This is a genomic window from Rhodopseudomonas palustris BisB18 (assembly GCF_000013745.1).
Taxonomy (GTDB): Bacteria; Pseudomonadota; Alphaproteobacteria; order Rhizobiales; family Xanthobacteraceae; genus Rhodopseudomonas_A; species Rhodopseudomonas_A palustris_F.
In genome coordinates this window covers 1,681,226-1,702,671 of record NC_007925.1, presented here as the reverse complement: position 1 = coordinate 1,702,671, position 21,446 = coordinate 1,681,226, and the positions used below count along the sequence as shown (strand labels likewise).

Sequence of the window (21,446 nt, the reverse complement as noted above, 5' to 3'; positions counted from 1 at the left end):
GGACCGATGATGACCACCCTGTTTACCCCCGATCACGAATGGCTGCGCATCGAGGGCGACGTCGCCACCATCGGCGTCACCGATTATGCGCAGTCCCAGCTCGGCGACGTGGTGTTCGTCGAACTGCCGAAGATCGGCCGGCAATTGAAGAAGGCCGAAGCCGCCGCGGTGGTGGAATCGGTCAAGGCCGCTTCCGACGTCTACGCGCCGATCAGCGGCGAAGTGCTCGAAATCAACGACACGCTGCAGACCGACCCGGCACTGGTCAATTCCGACGCCGGCGGCGCCGCCTGGTTTTTCAAGCTGAAGATCGCCGACAAAACCGAACTCGACGGATTGCTGGACGAAGCCGCCTACTCCGCCCACACCGCTTGACGAGGAGGAGATCTCGATGACCGCCCACCGCCAGTCCGAGGACATCGCCACCGGTTTCGCCCGCCGCCACATCGGGCCGTCGCCGCAGGACATCCGCGGCATGCTGCGCGTGGTGGGGGCCGAGAGTCTGGAGGCTTTGGTCGACCAGACGCTGCCGGCGGCGATCCGGCAGCGCGCGCCGCTCGACCTCGGCCAGCCTCTGACCGAGACCGAGGCGCTGGCGCATATGGCCGAGTTGGCCTGCCGCAACGAGGTGTTCACCTCGCTGATCGGCCAAGGCTATTCCGGCACCATCCTGCCGGCGGTGATCCAGCGCAACATTCTGGAGAATCCGGCCTGGTACACCGCCTATACGCCGTATCAGCCGGAGATCAGCCAGGGCCGGCTGGAAGCCTTGTTCAACTACCAGACCATGATCTGCGATCTCACCGGGCTCGACGTCGCCAACGCCTCGCTGCTCGACGAGGCCACTGCCGCTGCGGAAGCGATGGCCTTGGCGGAGCGCAGCGCGCACAAGAAAACCAAGGCGTTCTTCGTCGACCGCGAAGTGCATCCGCAGACGCTTGAAGTGCTACGCACCCGCGCCGAGCCGCTCGGCTGGACGCTGATCGTCGGCGACCCGGTGCACGATCTGCAGAAGGCCGACGTGTTCGGCGCGCTGATCCAATATCCCGGCACGTCCGGCGCGGTGCGCGATCCGCGGCCGATGATCGCCGCATTGCGCGCCAAGGGCGGGCTCGCCATCATCGCCGCCGACCTGTTGGCGCTGACGCTGTTGGCCTCGCCGGGCGATCTCGGCGCCGACATCGCGATCGGTTCGGCGCAGCGCTTCGGCGTGCCGATGGGCTACGGCGGGCCGCACGCCGCCTTCATGGCGGTGCGCGACAGCTTGAAACGCGCGCTGCCCGGCCGCCTGGTCGGGCAGTCGATCGACGTGCACGGCCAGCCGGCCTATCGGCTGGCGCTGCAGACCCGCGAGCAGCACATCCGCCGCGAGAAGGCCACCTCCAACATCTGCACCGCGCAGGTGCTGCTGGCGGTGATCGCCGCGATGTATGCGGTGTATCACGGCCCCGACGGGCTCTCCGAAATCGCCCGCCGCGTGCACCGGCGCGCCGCGGTGTTGGCCGCAGGCTTACGCAAGCTCGGCTTGCCGCCGCACAATGAATCGTTCTTCGACACGCTGACCGTGGAGGTCGGCGCCCGGCAGAGCGAGATCGTGGCGCGCGCGCTGAATGAACGGATCAATCTGCGGATCGGCGACGGCACGCTCGGCATCGCGCTCGACGAGACCACCACGCCGGCCGTTGTGGAAGCGGTGTGGCGGGCGTTCGGCGGCACGCTGAACTATCGCGAGGTCGAGCCGGAAATGCGCGACACGCTGCATCCGGCGTTGAAGCGCACTTCGAGTTTCATGACCCAGGACGTATTCCAGGCCTATCGCTCGGAGACCGAGCTGCTGCGCTACATGCGCAAATTGAGCGACCGCGACCTCGCGCTCGACCGCGCCATGATCCCGCTCGGCTCCTGCACCATGAAGCTGAACGCCACCACCGAGATGATGCCGCTGACCTGGCCGGCGTTCGCCAGCCTGCACCCGTTCGCGCCGCGCCAGCAGGCCGCGGGCTATCACGCGCTGTTCGCCAAGCTGGAAGCCTGGCTCGCCGACATCACCGGCTACGACGCGGTGTCGCTGCAGCCGAATTCCGGCGCGCAGGGCGAATATGCCGGGATGCTGGCGATCCGGCACTATCACGCCGCGCGCGGCGAATCGCATCGCAAGGTCTGCCTGATCCCGTCCTCGGCGCACGGCACCAACCCGGCCTCCGCCAGCATGGCGGGCATGGACGTGGTGGTGGTCGCCTGCAACAATCGCGGCGACGTCGACGTCGAGGATCTGCGCGCCAAGGCCGCCGAGCACAGCGCCGACCTCGCCGCGGTGATGATCACCTATCCGTCGACCCACGGCGTGTTCGAAGAGCACATCCGCGAGATCTGCGACATCGTCCACGGCCATGGCGGCCAGGTCTATCTCGACGGCGCCAATCTCAACGCCCAGGTCGGGCTGGCGCAGCCCGGCAAATACGGCGCCGACGTCAGCCATCTCAACCTGCACAAGACGTTCTGCATTCCGCATGGCGGCGGCGGCCCCGGCATGGGACCGATCGGGGTGCGGGCGCATCTGGCGCCGTACCTGCCCGGGCATCTGGTGCTCGACGGCACCGACGAGGCGCGCTCCGGCGGCGCGGTGGCGGCGGCGCCGTTCGGCTCGGCGTCGATCCTGACCATCTCCTACATCTACATCCTGATGATGGGCGGCGAAGGACTGCGCCGCGCCACCGAAGTCGCGATCCTCAACGCCAACTACATCGCGGCAAAGCTCGATCCGCATTTTCCGGTGCTGTATCGCAACGAGCGCGGCCGCGTCGCGCATGAATGCATCGTCGATCCGCGCGCGCTGAAGAACTCCAGCGGCGTCACCGTCGACGACATCGCCAAGCGGCTGATCGACTACGGCTTCCACGCGCCGACCATGAGCTTCCCGGTGCCGGGCACGCTGATGATCGAGCCGACCGAATCGGAATCCAAGGCCGAGATCGACCGTTTCTGCGACGCCATGATCGCGATCCGGCGCGAGATCGCCGAGATCGAGGCCGGGCGCTGGAGCGTGGAAACCTCGCCGCTGCGCCACGCCCCGCACACCGTGCACGACATCGCCGAAGAGGTCTGGAAGCGGCCCTATACCAGGCACGAGGGCTGCTTCCCCGCCGGCACCACCCGCACCGACAAATACTGGTGCCCGGTCGGCCGCATCGACAACGTCTATGGCGACCGCAATCTGGTGTGCTCCTGCCCGCCGATCGAGGACTACGCGCTGGCGGCGGAGTGAGCGGAGGCAGCAGTGAACGGCGGCGCGCAGTCCGCGCGCGAGGCGGCGAGCGATGAGCTTCGCTGCGCGGAGGCCAGTCGGAAACGACCCACCTCTCCACGTCATGGCCGGGCTTGTCCCGGCCATCTACGGACACGTCAAGCGCGCCGCTTGCGGGCGTGGATGGCCGGGACAAGCCCGGCCATGACGCGTTGAACTCCTGGCCCTGGCTACCCGCCACCGCATGTCCAGCGGGCTCTCATGACGAGGGCAAATCCAACCAAATCATCTTGCCGGCGTGGGCTGCCGATCAGCCGCCTTGCGATCGGCTTTGCACCGCAGCCCGAAGGCGCGGCAGGCAGTTCGAGGCATCGGCAACAGACCCCCGAACCGCCCGCCGCGGGAAACTCTTACTCGTCGATCGGCTCCTCGCCGTCGGCGTCGCGTTCCGGCGAGCCGGCCAGAATCTGCTCGGCGATCAGTCCGGAATTCTGCCGGATCGCCGCCTCGATCTTGGCGGTCATGTCCGGATTGGCCTTGAGGAACGCTTTGGAATTCTCGCGGCCCTGGCCGAGCCGCTGGCTGTCATAGGAGAACCAGGCGCCGGACTTGTCGACGATGCCGGCTTTGACGCCGAGGTCGAGGATCTCGCCCATCTTGGAGACGCCCTCGCCATACATGATGTCGAATTCGACCTGCTTGAACGGCGGCGCCAGCTTGTTCTTCACCACCTTGACGCGGGTCTGGTTGCCGACCACCTCGTCGCGCTCCTTGATCTGGCCGATGCGGCGGATGTCGAGCCGCACCGAGGCGTAGAATTTCAGCGCGTTGCCGCCGGTGGTGGTCTCCGGCGAGCCGTACATCACCCCGATCTTCATCCGGATCTGGTTGATGAAGATCACCATGGTGTTGGACTTGTTGATCGAGGCGGTGAGCTTGCGCAGCGCCTGGCTCATCAAGCGCGCCTGCAGCCCGGGCAATGCGTCGCCCATCTCGCCTTCCAGTTCGGCGCGCGGCACCAAAGCCGCAACCGAATCCACGATCAGCACGTCGACCGCGCCGGAGCGCACCAGCGTGTCGGCGATTTCCAAAGCCTGCTCGCCGTGGTCGGGCTGCGAGATCAGCAACTCGTCGACATTGACGCCGAGCTTGCGGGCATAGACCGGATCGAGCGCGTGTTCGGCGTCGATGAAGGCGCAAATGCCGCCCTTCTTCTGCGCCTCGGCGGCGCAATGCAGCGCCAGCGTGGTCTTGCCGGAGGATTCCGGACCGTAAATCTCGACCACCCGGCCCTTCGGCAGACCGCCGACGCCGAGCGCGATGTCGAGCCCGAGCGAGCCGGAAGAGATCGTCTCGATGTCCATCGAGCGATCGTTCTTGCCGAGCTTCATCACCGAGCCCTTGCCGAACTGGCGCTCGATCTGCGAGAGCGCGGCGGCCAGCGCCTTGGTCTTGTCCATGGACGATCCTTCGACGATACGCAGGGCAGTGGGGGCAGCCATATCGAGCTCCTTATGAACGGGATTCGCCGTCGGGACAAACAATGCAGTTGGGTTTAACGCTGGATTGCACTGTACCCTATTTGTTCTCGGTTCGCAATATGTTCTTTTATTTCTCTGGTAGTGGCCTGTTGGAGGCGCTTTTGCTTTTTGTCGGTTGCTGTCAGAATTATTTGTCGGTTTAGAGCCCAAAATCAGACCTAAGCTATTGAAAACGTTGAACCGACAGGGTCCGCAATGTAGACCAATCGGATTGTGGCGGGATTGCGACCGACACGGAATGTTGGAAATCGTGTCAAGTCACTGATATTCTTTGAAAAAGTTCGGACCCGCCTGACGGCAATACTCGGAACGCGTGCCAGAGTTCGGACCCTAGTTCGGACCCTCAAGCTTCGCCTGGGATATTCTCTGGCCGCGCCTCAAGGTCTGCCCGCAGGTTGATCAGATAGTCGGCATTGAAGCGAGCCTTGTCAGTCACGGTCAGAAGGATGTCCGAGAGTTTATCGACCAAACTCTCCTTCCCCCAATCCCAGCCGCCAGAGGCACGCGCGATCTCGGCAAGAATTTCTAAGCGCCAGTTAGAAATCCACTGCGACCATTCGACAAAGGCCCCTTCGTCGAGGCGGTCGCTGAGGCGCATCGCGAGTAGAAGTAAAATGGTATCGCCTGGGTGAGAATCGTTCAGCCACTCTGCGACGATCCGATTGAGAAAATCGGCGTAATCAATATCGAACATTCGGCATAGATCATCCCGAACCTGCTTCGGAATACTGTTGCGACGTCGCCACGACGCGATTGTGCTTTTGCCTATACCAATTCTGTCCGCGAGATCGTCATCTGACGTCACGGCGCATTTAGCCTTCACGGCATCAATGAATGCATCAACTGGGAACGGTCTCATGATCTCTTGACGTGCTCGCGGAATGCAATCATGATTGCATTGTGATTGCATAGGTGATTCCGTGGACGCACTTCCTCCCTCTCCCGAGCTTTTGCAGCAAGTTCGTGGCGCTCTTGTAGCCCAAGGAACGTCCCTCGCGAAGTGGTGCAAGGAAAACCGCGTCGGCCGGCAATGGGCAACTGCTGTGCTCCTTGGTGACCGCGACGGCCCCGCCGCCCGCGAACTCCGCAGCCGCATCATCGCAGCGGCTGCAGGCATTGGGCGGAAAGCCGCCTGATGTCCACATGGCTACCAGCAACCGACTTTGCATCGCTGGCGCAGATTTCTGATCGGAAGGCGCGCGCCGCCCTCACGCGCTCCTTGCGGAAGAACAAGCCTTGGCGCGGAACGCGCTTAACAGTGAGGCTTGCTCCCGGTGCGGGCGGCCCCGGCGGGGTGCGATACGAGGTTGAACTCTCTTCCCTCCCGCTCGCTCTGCAAGAGGCTTGGAAGGCCCTTCAAAGCCCCGTCGAAACCGCCGCCAGCCTTCGCGACGATCGTAACAACGTTGGGCATTGGCGACACCACATCATCGCGCCGGCCCTGGTGCACGAGAAGTGGTCCGCCGCGCGTGGCGAAGCGGTTCGGAAGATCGTGGCAGAGCGCCACACCGGCCCGGACGGCAAGCCGATCACCATCACCGACCGCACCATTCAACGCTGGCTTGATGCCTACGAGGCGAAAGGCATCGCCGGCCTGATGCTTCGCGCACGGCGCGACAAGGGCACGCAGCGCGTGGTGATCTCCGCACGCTGGGACGGCGCCGTGCCGTTCGATGAGGAGATCAAGGAAACGATCGCCGAAGCCCTCAAGACTTACATTCGCGGCTTGCATAAGGAAGCCACTTCGGCAGCTCTGATCGACACGCTTGCGGCCGACAAGCTGCGCCAGTTGACCGCCGCGCGTTGCGATTACGCGCCCGCGATGTCCGTCCTGACCTTCAAGGTGCCGCGTCCTCTGATCGATGCAGAGCGCCAATTCCGCAACGTCGCGATCTTCAAGAAGGACCGCAAAGCCTACGAGGACAGCAGGCCGCGCATCTTCCGCACCCGCGAAGGGCTGGCGCCGATGCAGATCATCGTCGGCGACGTTCACCATCTCGACATCTGCATGATGCGCCCGGACGGCGCCGTAGCTTGGCCGAAGGCGATCGCGTGGCTCGATCTCGCCACCAACCGGATATGGCTGGACGTGGTGCTACTCGAAAAAGGCGAAGGCATCCGCAACGCCCACGTGATCGCCAGTTTCGTGCACATGGTCCAGAGCTGGGGCATGCCGAGCGTGCTCTATCTCGACAATGGCTCGGAATACAGTTGGGCCGATTTCATGGACGACGCTCTGAAACTGATGCGCGACGTCTATCTGACCGAAGATCGCGACTCGCAGATCGTCCGCGCAAAGCCCTACAACGCGTCGGCAAAGGCGATTGAAGGCATCTTCCGCGTTCTCGAGTACACTTACTTCCGCAGCCTCCAGGGCTGGGCCGGCGGCGATCGGACAAACAAGAAAACCGCCAAGGTTGGACACCCGACAGAGCCCTTTACCGGGGGGCTCGATGAGCTGCGCGCGCAGATCGGTGCTTGCCTCACCCTGTATCACAGCAAGGGCCAAGGCGGCGCCAGCGGCCTGGGCAACCGATCGCCGCGCCAGGTGTACGAAGCCGCGGTGGCGGCCGGCTGGCAAAAGGTAACGATCGATCCGCGCGAACTGCGCACCGTGTTTGCCACCTCCGAAGTCCGGCAAGTGCGGCAAGGCGCGATCCAATTCGGCGGTCAGCATTGGACGTGCCCCGAGCTGTCAACGTTCATGGCGAGCAAGATCACCGTCCGCGTTCCGAAGTTCGAAGATGATCCGACCATCCTTCCGTTGCTGGACGATGCTGGCAAGCTGATTGGCTTCGCGGCACCCGTGACACGCTACGGCATCCTCGACAAAGCCGGCGCGGCCGAAGCTGACCGCATCGCATCAGAGCATCGCCGCGCGGTTCGCGACCTCGACAAGTCGGTTCCCGATATCGACGTGGCCGCAGAGATCGCGCGGGTTGCGGCAGCCCTTCCCACGCCCGCTGAGGCCGCTGTTCTCGGGACGATCAGCATCTCTGACCAGGCGCGCGAGATCGCCGTGGCGCTTGCCGAAACGTCCGAAGATCGCGCCGACCGCCAGCGTGCAGAGGCTCAGAAAAAGCGGCGCATCCAAAGCGCCCGAATGGAAAAACTCGCTCTCGCCCTTCAAGGTAACAAACAATGACCGAAGCGCCGTTCGTCGAAACGTCGGTTTCCAGAGACATCTTCAACACCATCAACAACGCGCGCGCCTTCAAGAAATGCGCCGCCATTATCGGGCGGCCCGGCGTCGGCAAGACGCGATCACTGCAGGCCTACAGCAGAGAGGACTGCAGCGCGCGGCTGATGACCGTCACCGCGGTGACCGGCAACGCGCTCCGCGATCTACTGCTAGAACTCTGCGACGTCCTTGGAATCTACGGCTCCGGAAGCATCGCCAGCATCCAGCGGCGGATGTTCGACTACGATCTTTCCCAGCGCGTTCTGATCATCGACGAAGCGCAGAACCTGAAACTGCAGGCCTATCGAGAAGTCCTTCATCTGTTCGACTTCACCGGCATGATCATTGTGTTTTGCGGCAACGATCAGGTGCTTCGCCGCGTCAACACCGACAAGGGCGCTTTCGCTCAGATCAGCCGCCGCGTTCCGATCCATATCGAACTCGACGCGATGCTGGACGAAGACGCCGACAAGATTTCCAGCGCGTTCGGCGTCGAAGGCATGGATGCCTTTAAGCTGATGCGATCCATCGGCGCTGCCTACGAAACCGATGGTGTGGTGAGCGTGCTTCAGTTCGCTCGCCGCTTGGTCGGCACCCGGACAATTCGAGCGGCCGACATCCGCGCCGCCTGCGAGCCAATCCCCCGCTTTAGGCTGGCGCTTGGTCGCCACGCCGCAGCTTGAGTACCTCACCGCGTATCCACACCACCTGCAATGGACGTCGAAATGACCATCGAAGACGACAATCCCTATGAACCGGGCTCTCCTATGGACCTTGAACAGGCGCGGGAACTGGCCAAGCTGCTGAGCACGGTCAGCGTCTATCGGACCAAGCGCGACAACGAGTTTGCGCAGGATCTGACTGAACTGGCGAACAAGATGCATCCGGAGCCCGGCGAGGCCCTGCTGAAGCAAACTCAAATCTGGATTACGGAGATCAGCAAGCTCCTCAGCGGCCAATCTGCCGAGGTGAGCCGCATTCTCGGGTTGCCGGATCAGGCCGACGAACCGAAGGGAATGCTGCAATGAGCGCTGCCGGCCAAATGCACTCCCTCGACAACGAACAGCCCTCCGCTTCGCCAGAGGACGAGGAACTAATCACGGATTCGCGTGCTCACATGGATATCGATCTGTACGGCAACAGATTGCGGGTCTTGTCTTGGATGATGCGATGCGTCGCCCAAGACCCGACCTTCCCGCCGCCGGACGGAATCGACGTGCTCGACGCAATCGATGTGACGTTGGCAGCTATCGATACGCGCGCCGACGAACTCGACGAGCTGGCGGTGCGGTTGCGGCGGCACATGCACCGAATTGACCCGCCCCTGGTCCCGCCCGAGGCATACGTCCGTCGGGAGGACCGCGAAGAAGCCAAACGCTTGCGCAGGCAGAAGGGGGAAATGCTCATGAAGAAAGCTGAAGAGCTTTTGGCGACTTCACGATGATCACCCCCGCGCAGATCGCCCTCGTCCACCTCGCCAAGAAGCATCTCGGCTGGAACGAGGAAATGTACCGCGCCGTCCTGTACAAGCTGGGCGGCGTGGAAAGCGCCAAGGATCTGGACCAGGGCGGTTTCGCCCTGGTCATGGAGTATGCCACCTCTTTCGGTTTCCGCTCCGATTGGACGAAGCGGACCTACGGGAAGCGGCCGGGAATGGCGACGCCTAAGCAGGTTGATTTGATCCGCGACCTGTGGCGGGAATGGTCCGGGGCGGATGACGACGCCGCCTTGAACAAGTGGCTGGACCGGCATTACAAGGTGGCGGCGCTGCGCTTCGCAACGTCGGAGGTCGCCTCAAAGGCGATCACCGGCCTGCGCAGCATGATCCAGCGCAGGAAGAGAGGAAAGACGGCAGCCGGGGGGCCGTGACATCCCCGCGCTCACCTGGAGCGGTCACACGTGGCTCGGCTGCCGACCCCAATTTAAAGGCCGGCGGCGGAAAACGCCAGAGAAGCCCGCTGGCGCGTTTTAGTCCCGCCCCGGCACCGACCTGCACCCCACCGGGAAAAACGCACCAGAACGTTTAACTACCGCTTTAACTCCGCCGTTTTCGGGTGGAGTTCCCCCGCCGCCCGCCATGGGCGCGCCCAAACCCCAAAAACGCCATTCCGATCTGCCGCTGACAGCTGTCAGCGGCCTGACATTCGTCAGCCTTGCATAGGCTGCGAATCGTGGGCGGTCGGTTGCTACCCGACCGCGCGCAGTGTGGGCGAGAGGGGGGCGGGCTCCTTTTTGGCGAGGATGTCCCGCCTCCAGCCCGGATTTCCTCCAGCGCGAGACATAATCAATGGCCCCCAATCGCCCGTTTGAAGTCAATCCGATGCTGACCGCCGTTGCGATCGGCTATCGCAACCCCGATTATTCCCTGATCGCAGAACAGGTGTTGCCCTACACGCCGGTCGGGGAAGAGCGGTTCAAGTACACCGTCTATCCGCTGTCCGAGAGCTTCAACGTCCCCGCCGATCTGCGCGTTGGTCGAATGAGCCAGCCGACCCGTGTCGAATTCTCCGGAAAGCAGGAAATGGCGGAGGTGGATGATTGGGGTGTCGATACGATCATTCCGCAATCCGACATTGACGCCGCCGCGCGGCAACGCACCTCGATGGGAGGCAATTTCGATCCGCGGGCGCGCGCGGTCGAAGGCCTGACCGATATCATCAATCTCGGCCACGAGGTGCGGACCGCTCGCATGGTGTTCAACGCCGCCAACTATGCGACCGGGCGCAAGCTTCTGCTGTCCGGCACCTCGCAGCTCTCCGACCAGGAGAATTCCGATCCGTTAGCAGTGTTCGACACTGCCATGAACGGCACGCTGGTTTTCAAGCCGAACACAGCCGTGTTCGGTGACGCCGCGTGGCGCAAGGTTCGCGCGCATCCTCATCTCGTCAACGCGGTTCGCGGCAACCTGACCAGCAAGGGCCGCATCACGCCAGAAGAGTTCGCCGCCCTGTTCGGCCTTCGCAAAGTGCTGATCGGTGAAGGCTGGTTGAACACCGCTAAGAAGGGGCAGGAACCGACGTTGGACCGGGTGTGGGGTCCGCATTGCGCATTCCTGCATATCGCGACCAATCCGACCACGGAAAAGACGGTGACGTTCGGCTACACCGCGCGGCTCGACGGGCGCAAATCCGGAAGCTATCAGGATCCGAGCATCGGCCTTGATGGTGCCACCATCGTCCGCGTCGGCGAGCGCGCCAAGGAGCTGATTATCGCGCCAGATGTCGGTTACTTCATCGAAAACATCGTCGCCGAGGACTGAGCTGCGATGACGATGGAACGCTTCCCTGGTATCCTCGGCGAAATCGCCGAGGTGGCCGGCGAAGAGGCGGCGCTCAAGATCGGCGCCGCCTATGGCGGCACGCGCTGTTCTATCCCGGCGCAAATTCCGGACGGTCCGCATTGGCTGTTGGATTGCGTCGGTCGGGATGCTGCCGAAGCGATCTCCGCGCACTTCCGGATGATGTCGGCCGGCGGCCGTTATATGGGCGCTTACTTGGAGATTCCGCTTGGTAGTAGCGCCAAGATGGAATTCCATCAAATGGTCATCGCTCTCTCTAGCGGCGGTTGTTTAGTGCGTGAAATTGCACTGGAGCTGAAGACAACTGAAAGGAATGTGTATCGCCATCTAGCGAGACACCGCGGGCGCCGCCCACGCCCCAAGCCCCACCGACTTTGGTTGTCGCAGCGCGGCGAGCGAAAGGAATAGCCGATGAACCATCTTGCGATGTTGGACGCGACCGCGGTGGACGCAACGGAAGCCTGGATCAAGGTTGCACCGCGCGGCAGCGTCGTGACACGCGACGGCCGATCCTATCGCTTCGATCCCGAAACGCTAGTCGCACGCTTCGCCACCGACCGCGTCGATCTTCCTGTTGATCTTGACCACGCGATTTCAATCAAGGCGAAGCTCGGCGAGCGCGCCGACGCGGTCGGTTGGGTGAAACAGTTGGAGTCCCGTCTTGACGGGCTTTATGCCCGCGTCGAATGGTTGCAGACGGGCTTGTCCGCGCTGGCATCTCGCACGCATCGTTTCATCAGTCCGACTTTTCATCACGACGCCAGCGGCGCCGCGACATGGCTGCATTCGATCGCACTGGTGGCCGCGCCCGCCTTGTCGATGCCAGCGATTGCATCGGCGAGTGTGGCGAATAGCGCCGTTGCCCCCCTCGATCCGGCGACCTTGGCCGCTGCCGCGCATGATTATTTGGATGCGCGGGCGGCATTGGGCGTCAGGATGACATTTGCCGATGCGGTGCTTGCCGTGTCTGGCGGCACAATCGATTAACGTCGCGCCGGGGAGACCACGACATGTCCAATCTCGACGTCGCGCTTCGCCTTCGACTAATCAATCAGCTTGGTGGCCCCGCGAAGGACGCCAAGCGGGAGCTTGAAAGCGTCGGTGCCGCGGCCAAGAAACTCGACGGCGCCAAGGCCGATAAAATCGCCCGCGATCTCGCCAGAACGAAGGCCGAGGCGAAAGGCGCGGACGCGGCGCTACAGAAAGCGGCAGCCGGCGCGAAGCGACTTGATGGCACGAGTGCGGATCGATTGTCCGCCAAATTGCGCAAAGCAACCGCCCATTCGGACCAGCTGGCGCAAAGCCTGCGACGCGTACGCAGTGAGGCCAACTCCGCCGATCACGCCGGCAAAGTCGATCCCGTTTTCCTGCAGCGGCAAGGGCGCGGTGGCAGTGCGGTCATTGCCGGCGGCACCGCGCGGATGATGGGCGCGGTCGGCGGCGCTTATGCTGGCGTCCGCGCCGTGGGAGCCATCAAGCAGAGCTTTGAAGACTTCGCCGCGCTGGACCGTCGATTGACGCGACTTGGTATCACGGCGGAAGCGACCAAGGCGCAGGTCGATGGCGCGACCGTCAAGGTTCGCGAAATCGCACAGCAATATGCGGTGCCAGTCGAGGAGGTGCTGAAGGGCCTGGAAGCCCTGGTCACGCAGGGCAAGGAGTTGCCCGAGGCGCTGGCGATGATGGATGCGGTGGTCAAGTCGGCGCAGGCGTCTGGCGCAGCCGCGGAGGACATGTCCAACTCCGCCGGCGCGATGATGACCAACCTGAAGCTCAAGGTCGAGGAGTTGCCGGAGGCGTTCGACAGACTGGCCTATGCGGGTAAGAAGGGCCAGTTCGAATTGAAGGACATGGCGCGATATTTTCCGGAGCTGGCCGCGGCATGGGCCAACGTCGGGCAGAAGGGAGCCGACAAGCTGGCCGATCTGGCGGCCGCGACCCAAATCATCCGCAAGGAGGCCGGCACCTCCGAGAAGACGTTCAACGGCATCCGTGATCTGCTCGCCAAGATCAACAGCACCGATGTGCAGAACAACTTCAAGAAGATGGGGGTCGATCTCGAAGCCGGGCTGAAGAAGGGCGCCAAGGAAGGCAAGCCTCTGCTCGATGTGATCACCGAATTGACCGAAAAAGCGCTCAAGGGCGACATGGCGAAGCTGCCGCAACTTTTCGGCGAGATCGACTCCCGAACGGCGATCAGTGCGCTGATCAACTTGAAGGCGGAGTTTCGATCGCTGCGCGCGGAGATCCAGACCAAGGCCCTGGGGACGATTAATGCAGACGTCGTCCGCCTCACCGGCGACGCTCGGGCATCGATCGACAAGCTTGCTAACGCTTGGTCCGCTGCGGGAACTGCGGTCGGAAAATTCGTGGCCGAGGCGACGCCGGCTGTCGGCATTCTCGAAAAACTCTCGCGCGGCATCGATAGCGCACGAGAGTATATGTCCGGTGACAAAAAGGATGATCCCAAGAAGGACGCTCCCCGAGTCGACGAGCCCGCTGGGCCAAAATCGCAGTTTTCCGGCCGCATGCAGAGCTACGAGCACGCACGCGCCACCCGCGCGGCCCTCAATGCCAGGCGGCCCAAGCTGTCGGACTTCTCGGGCCGTTTCCAGTCGCAGAACTACGCGAAGGCGCTCGCTCAATGGGAGCGAGAGCAGCGTGCCTACAGGACGGAACGCGGCGCCGCGAGCCCGAAGGAGGAGCGCAACTTCTCACCGGTGACGAGCTTCACGCCGCCGCCGATCGGCCGGCGCCAGGCCGCGCCAACCGATCCGCGCAACTACTCGCCAGTGCCGCCGGTTGCCGCCAGCGAGGCGGAAACCACGATGCAGCGGATTCGCCGGGCTGTCGCCAGCGAGAGCGCCAAGGCCGTCGCGGATTCTCAATCCGCAACCGAGCGAATCCGCGCTATGTGGAATTTCCAGGTCTCGCCGCAGATTTCGCCTCGCTTTGGCGCAGCTCCAGGCGGAAGCGGCCAGTCGCCGCGCGACCCCGCCCCTGCAACTGCCGCCCCTGCCGCCCCGAGCAAGCGAGCCGATGCCGGCGCGCGCGTCCAGATTGTCAACCACTTCACCATCAACAACACCGGCGCGAATGGAGAGCGTATCGGCCGAGATATCGCCCGCCAGCTTGCCCAGCTCGGCGACAGCTCCTCCGCACTGTTCGACACGGTGTAGCCGGTGGAAGAGCCAACCAAGCGAACCCTGGCAGGCGTGGAATTGGTGACAATCCCGGTCACCGAATACGCCGAACTGCTGGACTGCCGGCGGCGGCTCGCGGAGTTGAGGGCCGTTCAAACCCGCTTTGAACGGCGTTGTAGGTCGCCGATCGAACACGATTCGGAGGTCGCGTCATTCATCGCCGACCGGTTGGACCGGATGACGTTTGCGGATATTCGCGCCGAATGTGTCGCCCGCTTCGGCGCCGCACGCACGCCAAGCCGGACCGCCATCCACCTGTATTCGGTTCGGGTCAGGGGCCGCCTTGGCAGGCTCGCCACGGTCCCACGGGATGCCGGATAATCCCGCATGATCCCGGCTAAACCGACAGCAAATTCCCGAAAACGACAGGGATTAGAAACGGTTCCACTGTTTCCGGCCTCAGTCGCCTAATTTGAAAATGGCAGTGGCCTATTTTTGGATTTAGGCGAGGGAATACACCCTAGAAGCGGCGTAGACGGCAGGTCAGCGGCGTTGGTACCGTTTAGCCGCTGCCTGCCGGAACCTCATCACCCTGCGAATGGAGAAAATTTACCCACGTTTGACATACATCCAATTTAATCAAGCTATTGAAATAATTATATTTTCTACAATTGATTAACCAATGGTTAATCTGGGTTCCTATTGAAATTTTCACCTGTTGATGCTAGCTATGGCGCAGTCGTTGATCGCGATGAAAGACAACGGCCCCGCCCCAAAAGGGTACTGCGGATCGCAGTCGTAAGGAGGGTATCTCGCACAGAGGGTGCTTTTGGAACGAATTTCGGCCCTCGGAAATAGCCCCTGCGGGGGCTATTTTCTTTTCTGAGCGATAACTCTTCGAGGTTCCGGTCGCCTCAGTTGCTTCCCCTGAATCTTGTAGTCCACGAGAGTGGCAAACGTCACAGGCGGCAGCATGTCCGGGAGGTCCGGCCTCAGATGGGCGCTTGTTACAAACATCGCCGCATCAAAACCATCCGACTTCTTTGCCTTCTCAATATTGAAAAATATGACGTATGGCGCATTCTGCTGCGATAAACTCTCAACAATTAAGAAATTCGCGCGCTGCGTGAAGTAGGCGCGTCCGTTCGCGGCATACATTATTGCGGCGGCTAATTCTTTAGAGAGTTCGTACCGCTCAAAGCAGAAACAACGCCTCTCACCATCGTGAATCATATGCAGGTCTGGCGTGTCAGTATCGACAACGTCTCGGGTAAAACAGTGAAATCCAAAAGAGACGCCCACACTGTAGGTGGGTGCGTCCGCAGTTTTCGGGCTCACTTCCAACTTGATATCATCAACATGGCTCAAGTCGTAGATCTTACCGCCGATGCTCTTTGGCTTCCATCGCACTAATATTCACCAATTTAATCGTGATCCAGCCAAGGAAGGCCGCCTAATTTGGCGGCCTCTTTCATTTCACTTCCTGCTGTTGCTGAGTTTTGCGGTATTCAGCGTCACCCGGAGGCGGCGGCACTTGCGCACTCCCATCTTTATAAATCAGCTGGAAGCTACCTTCTAGCAGTTGCAGCCACAGCTTGCGCTCAGCAATAGGCCAAACATCCCCGGACTTCGGTAATCGCGCCAATAGACCGGCGATGATTGGGTCAATCGCAGGCGGCTCATCTCCACCACCGCCGCCACCGAATTTGGTATCCTGCTTTTCGATTACTGGGTCTGGCTTTTGTTGGTCGGTCGGCTTCGTGCCGGGTCCCGCCGGTCGAACTAGCCGATCCTCACCATGCACAAAGAAACCGGCTTGCCGAGCAGATCGCATAAAGGCTTGCCGAGCACGGCCCGTTTGATTCGGTGCAACGCCAGCCTCGCGCATGAATTTTTCAAGGGCCGCGGCCGGTGGCAGTGTATACCCCTTATAATTCTCAAAAACGCGAGCGTAGAGTGGAACGTGAAGAAATGCCTCCACGCGGGCATTCGCTTCCTGTGCGGGGTCAACGATTTGACGCCCAATTTCGGTCAGGCGGACCGAGCCGCGCTCGTTTTCGGTCACACCGAACGTCGAAGCCGTAGACAGCCGAACACGGAACGACCCACTAGTGATCGATTGTTTAGCGTAGGCTGCAATTTGATCGATGGTGCACTGGACCCCGGCATTAGCGTGAATAAGCCGCGCGACCGATATGGCGTCGTCTAGGTCGTTATACGGAAACTGAATTGTCGATCGCGCGCGCCCGGATTCGACATCCGTTTCGTCTGCGCGAAACGCATCGTTCTCAGCATGTTCTTTCGTCACCACGGCGCGACCTTTCCATCAAAAGAAATGTACGGCTTCGTATGTGCGTCATTACGCATAAAAAATCAACATGCGTATACGCGATTCTCTCGCCGGAACTTTTTTCTGCGTAAATCAGCAGAGTGATATTGACGCATTCCTACACCTAACTTAAGCTGGTTGCACCTTAACGGAGACGCTTATGTTCAGGAGGGTTTGAGCCCCACGGCGGCTAGCCGACGACGGCGGGGCGAGGAAAAAAGGAAGGGCCGCTGCGTCAAACCTCGGGGGAGGAACGCAACGGCCCTGCAATCGGCTTCAAGTTCTCAGGGATCGTCTAAAGGTAGGACACCCGCCCCTACAAGGGTGGAGATGTCGGCCCGAGTCCGGCTCCCTGAACCATCATCGAATAGTGGGACCGACCGCGTTGGCGCGCTGCGATCCCGAGCCACCACAACCGGGATTGCGCCCCGAAGCGATGACCAAACCAGAATATACGCCTTGGCGGGCGTAATTTCTAGAGTCGCTGACGGGTCAATTCCTCAACCAAAGGATTGCGCCCTCATGAACGTACTTCCCCGCGAAAAGCAGATTTAAGTCATTGCCGCCCTTTGCGAAGGCGTAGGCGTCCGTACCGCGTCCCGCTTGACCGGCGTCAACCGTGGCAACGTTGGGAGCCTCGCCTACCGCGTGGGCATGGGTTGCATGGAATTGCACGACTGCATGATGGTCGGGGTCCGCACCGAACGCCTGGAACTGGACGAGGCATGGTCGTTCGTCGGTAAGAAGCAGAAGAACGTCAAGCGCCACGAGATCAACGCCAAGGGCGACCAGTACGTTTTCATCGGCATGGCCGGGACGCAATAGGCCATCATTAGTTGGGGCGTCGGCAAGCGGAACAGCGAAAGCACCATGGATTTTCTGCACGACCTCCGCCAGCGTGTGATCGGACAGCCTGAGATTTCAACGGACGGGTTTCACCCTACCGCGTGGCGATCCGGGATGCCTTTGGCGACGGCGCCTCGCACGGCGTGATCGTAAAGACCTATTCGGTAACGCACCTCGTAAAGGAAGCGCAGGGCCGCTATTCGCCAGCCGCCGTAGTAGCCGTAAGCAAGGAAGTCGTGACCGGCGACCCCGACCAATACATTTCCACCAGCTATGTGGAGCGCCAGAATCTCTCCCTGCGCATGGGATCGCGCCGGTTCACCCGCCTGACTAACGGCTTTTCAAAGAAGCTGGACAACCACGTCGCAGCGGTCGCGCTGTATGTCGCGCACTACAACCTTTGCCGGGTTCACGAAGCCCTCCGCACCACCCCTGCGAAGGCCATTGGCGTCGCGGATCGGACTTGGAGCATTGCCCAGCTTGTGGACGCTGCGCTTGCGGTTGCCCCGGCAATGCCGACTGAGACCCCGCCGGATCGGCGCCGAAAATTTACGCGTGAGGTAGCTACTTGCAGCCGCCAACGGTCATATTGGAGCGGTATCCTGTCACGGAGCCACTCCCTCCGCTTTCCACCGTTACGCTCATGCTGCTGCCGGGGCCAACATAAGTTCCGATAGCCCCCTGCCCAGGCGCGAGACCGTCAGGACATAACGTCATGTTCGATTCTCCGCCAACCACAGACCCAGTTTGTCCGGGGGTGGTCGTCACGGTGATCTCCCTGTGCCCATGGACGGCATCCCCAATAATTGTATTGGGCGGCACGCCGTAAATAGTTCCGAGTGTTTGCTGGGCAATCGCCCCGCCATTAAGCCAACGGGCGCCTTCCGGTACGGCAACAAATAACGTTAGGCCGGCGGCGAATCCGGCGGCGTATCTGACTTTGGCGCTGATGTTTCCTGCTCGCATAGAGAAACAAGTATCTGAGGAATTACAAACGATACCACAAACGCAGCAAAAACGCCATTTAATAGGCGAACCCAAAGCGGGCTGTCAGTTGTCAACTGCCAAGCGACCCCCATTACACAAAAAATTACCGCGCCAAACCTTATGGCGATCCGGCTCCACCTGAAACCCCATAGCGTTCTCATCGCCACGGCCAACGCGACGATTCCCGCTGCGGGAGCATAGGCGGGCCAAATGGTGAGCAATTTTTCCATCGCTCAAGATATGTACGCGAGTCGGCGTTCGACGCGAGTGGCCTATTTTGCATCTGCAAGTGGCTATTTCGGCCAGTACCATTTCTCTTAAACGGCGCGTGCCCGTCGCGATTGGCCGCGCTTGGCGGCAATCCTCTCTCGAAGCTTGTGGTTGCCTGGCTGTTCCCGCCCGCCGCGCTTGACGCGCCCGACGCGCAGATCGATGGTTCGCGCCGCTCGCAACTCGAGGACGCCGATGCTCAGCGCGGATCAACGCAACGGCCATGCCGCAGGATGCCGGGCGCTGGGGGAGAGCAGGATCCCGCGGGCGCAGCCGTGCTCGATCGCGGCGATCGGCTGGGCGGTGCTGGCCGAGCGGATCGAACGCGACTGCGGCGCGGCCACCGCCGCGGCCTTCGCATCCGGGTTGCGCCGGCCGCCGCCGCCCGAGCGATGGACAGCAGCGCCGTCGGCTCCCGAAGGTCCGCGCAAACGTTATCTCGCCGCGCGGCCGGTCGCCGAACGATCGACCGCCGACGTCGGCAGCGCCTGGCTGCCCCGCGGGTTGTTCGTTCCGCTGCCCTAACCGGCTCGGCGCAGCCGGGTGCGGCGAGCGCGGCGGCCGCGGCGACGGGCTTGCGCGGAGCTTACGCCCCGAGTTCGGCGCTGAAGCGCTCCAGCCCGTCGGTCGGGATCACCTGGCCGTCGGGGGTGACGATCTCGACGTCCCAGCAGCCGTCGGCCAACAACTCCGTGGCCTTCTTGGCGGCGGCATCGGCGGTTTCGCGATGCAGCGAGACGATGCCGGAGGTATCGACGGCTTTGATGTGAAAGGTCATGACGGCTCCAAGCAGGGCGAACGGGCGATATTCCTGCGGCAGTCGCCGGCCGCCGTCAATTGGGATTGTCTGCGAATCGCGCCCGCACGCCGCTGCGCCCGTCATGGCAGGCTCTCCTCTCGCTCGTCCCGGCGCGGCCCGTGTCACGCCTCGGGATCGACCGAGGCGTCGCGGCGATTGCTTTGTTAACCGAACCGGATTCTGCTGGGGCTCGAAGAGTCAGCGCGAGGATCGCCACATGGCACAGAACAAACCGGCGGCGACCTGTGACAGCGGGAGCCGTCATTATCCGCTTGCCCGGTTGAAGGCGATCGTCAGCGAGCAGCGGGCCAGCGTCGCCACCGACCCGGCGGTCCGGCAGGACTGGGAGGAACTGGCGATCGAATGGCACCTGCTGGCGAACCTCGCCGGCCCCGCCAACGCGCCGACGCCGGCGAAAGACACCAGCAAGGTGATGCAGCATATCGAGAGCCTGGCCGGGGCGATGCACGACGTCGCCCGCAATCGTTAGCGCCCGCGCCGCGGTTCGCGCGTCGCGCGGTCGCAAAATCATCACCCGTCATTTATAACCTGGCGGTGCGGCGGGCCGCGCCGGCGGCCGTTGATCGCGCGGGCGGCGTTCGTCGGCAGGAGATCCCATGGACGACAAGCGCAGCAGCCTTCGCCGTCGCGTGCTGAAGGCCGGCACCATCGTGTTCGGCGGCGGCGGCATCAGCTGCACGGTGCGCAATCTGTCGGCCAGCGGCGCCGCGCTCGACGTCGCCAGTCCGATGGGCATCCCCGAGCAGTTCGAACTGATGATCGAGACCGACGCGCTGGCGCGTCCCTGCCATGTCATCTGGCGCAAGGAAAAGCGGATCGGCATTGCCTTCCGCCAAGGCGCTTAGTCGCCCGGCTGCCGACCGGCAGCACCGCGCCAGCAGGCGCTTGCGTTCTTGGTTCCACTCGGCGAAACTTATTCCTCTTCGCAAACAGGGGAATGGAATGCGTTTTCCAACATTGATCGTCTTCGTTGCCGCAGCTGCCGTTTTGGCCGGCTGTAATCAGGGCTCCGGCGAAGTCGGGCCCAAGGGCGATCCCGGGGTCGCCGGACCGCCCGGCCCCGCCGGACCTCCCGGCGTGTCCGGCAGCAGCATCCGCACGGTGACCTCCGCCACCTGCTCCGCCGATGGTTGCCCGGTCAGCTGCGGCGCCGACGAAACCCTGATCTCGGCGATCTGCATCGGCGCCACCAGCGCCAAGTTCAGCGACAACCTGCAGTTCAGCAACGGCATCATGACGGCGCGCTGCGGCTCCAGTTCGACCAGCACGATCGCGACCTGCGCCCGCAAGTGAGGCGCGATCGTCTCGCCGCGTAACATTCCGGAGGCCGCCGCGGGCGGCCTCTCGCTTTTTGGGCGTCCTCGCCAACACTGCAGCGCGCCGGCCGTCACCGCCGGCGCGCGCGGCCTGGTACGAATCCCAATGTGGCCATTTTGATCGCCGTCACCGGGACCCGCGTGCTTCTATCGCGGGCGAGGAGTTTTGCGGTGCTCGAACCAAAGTTAGATCCGTTTCAGCTGTGCGCCAAATGTGCCATGCCGATGGCATTCATCGGCCGGCTGCCGCGCATCCAACACCATCCCGAAATCACCGTGTTCCGCTGCCTCGCCTGCCTGCTGATCGTCACCGAAGAGAGCTGACGACAGACCTGAGCAGGCCAACGGCAGCGCCGCCGCCGCCGCTGGCGTCATAAAACAGCTGTTTTGAAGAACAAATCGGCCCGCCTTGATCTAGATCAAAGCGGCTTTGCGATCGCCGGGCAGGCTCGCGCTTGCATGAGTCACCTG

23 protein-coding genes, 1 tRNA gene and 1 pseudogene are annotated in these 21,446 nt (G+C 62.5%); 19 read left to right on the top strand and 6 right to left on the bottom strand.

Annotation, left to right across the window (positions count from 1 at the left end):
• Positions 1–9: 9 nt before the first annotated feature.
• A complete protein-coding gene (gcvH, locus tag RPC_RS07885) occupies positions 10–375 on the top strand; it encodes a glycine cleavage system protein GcvH (protein ID WP_011472036.1) in 366 nt (121 codons plus the stop codon).
• A gap of 16 nt (positions 376–391) precedes the next feature.
• Positions 392–3,265, top strand: a complete 2,874-nt coding sequence (gene gcvP, locus RPC_RS07880) for an aminomethyl-transferring glycine dehydrogenase (protein WP_011472035.1) — start codon at positions 392–394, stop codon at positions 3,263–3,265.
• 389 nt (positions 3,266–3,654) lie between these two features.
• Here gcvP and recA read toward each other — a convergent pair whose 3' ends face one another.
• The 3 genes and pseudogenes from recA to RPC_RS26750 all read right to left on the bottom strand — a co-directional run.
• Positions 3,655–4,746, bottom strand: coding sequence for a recombinase RecA (gene recA / locus RPC_RS07875; protein ID WP_011472034.1), 1,092 nt, complete (start codon positions 4,744–4,746; stop codon positions 3,655–3,657).
• Between the two features lie 382 nt (positions 4,747–5,128).
• Positions 5,129–5,479 carry a hypothetical protein gene (locus tag RPC_RS25425; RefSeq protein ID WP_041801539.1) on the bottom strand — a complete coding sequence of 117 codons (351 nt, stop codon included), beginning with the start codon at positions 5,477–5,479 and terminating at the stop codon, positions 5,129–5,131.
• 36 nt (positions 5,480–5,515) lie between these two features.
• Positions 5,516–5,644, bottom strand: a pseudogene (locus RPC_RS26750) (helix-turn-helix domain-containing protein); the annotation flags it as partial.
• A gap of 276 nt (positions 5,645–5,920) precedes the next feature.
• Here RPC_RS26750 and RPC_RS07860 point away from each other — a divergent pair.
• From RPC_RS07860 to RPC_RS07815, 10 genes are all read left to right on the top strand, one after another.
• Complete coding sequence (locus RPC_RS07860) at positions 5,921–7,930, top strand: hypothetical protein (protein ID WP_011472032.1); 2,010 nt, start codon at positions 5,921–5,923, stop codon at positions 7,928–7,930.
• Positions 7,927–8,649, top strand: coding sequence for an AAA family ATPase (locus RPC_RS07855; RefSeq protein ID WP_011472031.1), 723 nt, complete (start codon positions 7,927–7,929; stop codon positions 8,647–8,649). Before RPC_RS07860 ends, RPC_RS07855 begins: the two co-directional genes overlap by 4 nt.
• A gap of 42 nt (positions 8,650–8,691) precedes the next feature.
• Entirely contained in the window at positions 8,692–8,994 is a 303-nt protein-coding gene (locus RPC_RS07850; protein WP_157043156.1) for a hypothetical protein, read from the top strand.
• A gap of 89 nt (positions 8,995–9,083) precedes the next feature.
• Positions 9,084–9,410: a hypothetical protein gene (locus tag RPC_RS07845; RefSeq protein WP_157043155.1), complete on the top strand. Its 327-nt coding sequence runs from the start codon at positions 9,084–9,086 to the stop codon at positions 9,408–9,410.
• Positions 9,407–9,835 carry a regulatory protein GemA gene (locus tag RPC_RS07840; protein WP_011472028.1) on the top strand — a complete coding sequence of 143 codons (429 nt, stop codon included), beginning with the start codon at positions 9,407–9,409 and terminating at the stop codon, positions 9,833–9,835. The genes RPC_RS07845 and RPC_RS07840 overlap by 4 nt, the downstream gene beginning before the upstream one ends.
• Positions 9,836–10,253: 418 nt before the next feature.
• Positions 10,254–11,225 (top strand): hypothetical protein, encoded by a 972-nt coding sequence (locus tag RPC_RS07835; protein ID WP_011472027.1) that lies wholly within the window; start codon positions 10,254–10,256, stop codon positions 11,223–11,225.
• A gap of 6 nt (positions 11,226–11,231) precedes the next feature.
• On the top strand, positions 11,232–11,672 hold the full coding sequence (locus RPC_RS24970; RefSeq protein WP_011472026.1) for a hypothetical protein: 441 nt from the start codon (positions 11,232–11,234) through the stop codon (positions 11,670–11,672).
• Positions 11,673–11,675: 3 nt separating this feature from the next.
• On the top strand, positions 11,676–12,251 hold the full coding sequence (locus tag RPC_RS24965; RefSeq protein WP_011472025.1) for a phage protease: 576 nt from the start codon (positions 11,676–11,678) through the stop codon (positions 12,249–12,251).
• A 23-nt stretch (positions 12,252–12,274) separates the two neighbouring features.
• Positions 12,275–14,443, top strand: a complete 2,169-nt coding sequence (locus RPC_RS07820; protein WP_011472024.1) for a phage tail tape measure protein — start codon at positions 12,275–12,277, stop codon at positions 14,441–14,443.
• A gap of 3 nt (positions 14,444–14,446) precedes the next feature.
• Complete coding sequence (locus tag RPC_RS07815) at positions 14,447–14,788, top strand: hypothetical protein (RefSeq protein WP_011472023.1); 342 nt, start codon at positions 14,447–14,449, stop codon at positions 14,786–14,788.
• Positions 14,789–15,277: 489 nt separating this feature from the next.
• Here the strand turns inward: RPC_RS07815 and RPC_RS07810 are convergent, their stop codons facing one another.
• The gene (locus tag RPC_RS07810) at positions 15,278–15,775 is read right to left on the bottom strand and encodes a hypothetical protein (protein WP_157043154.1); all 498 of its coding nucleotides are present in this window, start codon (positions 15,773–15,775) and stop codon (positions 15,278–15,280) included.
• Positions 15,776–15,878: 103 nt separating this feature from the next.
• Positions 15,879–16,718 (bottom strand): hypothetical protein, encoded by an 840-nt coding sequence (locus tag RPC_RS26055; RefSeq protein WP_011472021.1) that lies wholly within the window; start codon positions 16,716–16,718, stop codon positions 15,879–15,881.
• A 302-nt stretch (positions 16,719–17,020) separates the two neighbouring features.
• Between RPC_RS26055 and RPC_RS26050 the strand changes: the two genes are divergently transcribed.
• The 3 genes from RPC_RS26050 (at position 17,021) to RPC_RS07800 (ending at position 19,364) form a co-directional block, all read left to right on the top strand.
• Positions 17,021–17,096: transfer RNA gene (locus tag RPC_RS26050), tRNA-Cys, on the top strand.
• A gap of 243 nt (positions 17,097–17,339) precedes the next feature.
• Positions 17,340–17,561, top strand: coding sequence for a hypothetical protein (locus RPC_RS26745; RefSeq protein WP_011472020.1), 222 nt, complete (start codon positions 17,340–17,342; stop codon positions 17,559–17,561).
• A 1,473-nt stretch (positions 17,562–19,034) separates the two neighbouring features.
• Positions 19,035–19,364, top strand: a complete 330-nt coding sequence (locus RPC_RS07800) for a hypothetical protein (RefSeq protein ID WP_041801535.1) — start codon at positions 19,035–19,037, stop codon at positions 19,362–19,364.
• A gap of 61 nt (positions 19,365–19,425) precedes the next feature.
• On the opposite strand, the gene RPC_RS07795 is transcribed toward RPC_RS07800, so the two are convergent.
• On the bottom strand, positions 19,426–19,617 hold the full coding sequence (locus RPC_RS07795; protein WP_041801533.1) for a hypothetical protein: 192 nt from the start codon (positions 19,615–19,617) through the stop codon (positions 19,426–19,428).
• A 238-nt stretch (positions 19,618–19,855) separates the two neighbouring features.
• Here RPC_RS07795 and RPC_RS07790 point away from each other — a divergent pair, with 238 nt between their 5' ends.
• The 4 genes from RPC_RS07790 (at position 19,856) to RPC_RS26040 (ending at position 21,299) form a co-directional block, all read left to right on the top strand.
• Positions 19,856–20,128, top strand: coding sequence for a hypothetical protein (locus RPC_RS07790; RefSeq protein ID WP_011472017.1), 273 nt, complete (start codon positions 19,856–19,858; stop codon positions 20,126–20,128).
• 127 nt (positions 20,129–20,255) lie between these two features.
• Entirely contained in the window at positions 20,256–20,504 is a 249-nt protein-coding gene (locus RPC_RS07785) for a PilZ domain-containing protein (RefSeq protein ID WP_011472016.1), read from the top strand.
• Between the two features lie 97 nt (positions 20,505–20,601).
• On the top strand, positions 20,602–20,952 hold the full coding sequence (locus RPC_RS07780; RefSeq protein WP_011472015.1) for a hypothetical protein: 351 nt from the start codon (positions 20,602–20,604) through the stop codon (positions 20,950–20,952).
• Positions 20,953–21,092: 140 nt separating this feature from the next.
• Positions 21,093–21,299 (top strand): hypothetical protein, encoded by a 207-nt coding sequence (locus tag RPC_RS26040; RefSeq protein WP_167532059.1) that lies wholly within the window; start codon positions 21,093–21,095, stop codon positions 21,297–21,299.
• Positions 21,300–21,446: the final 147 nt, after the last annotated feature.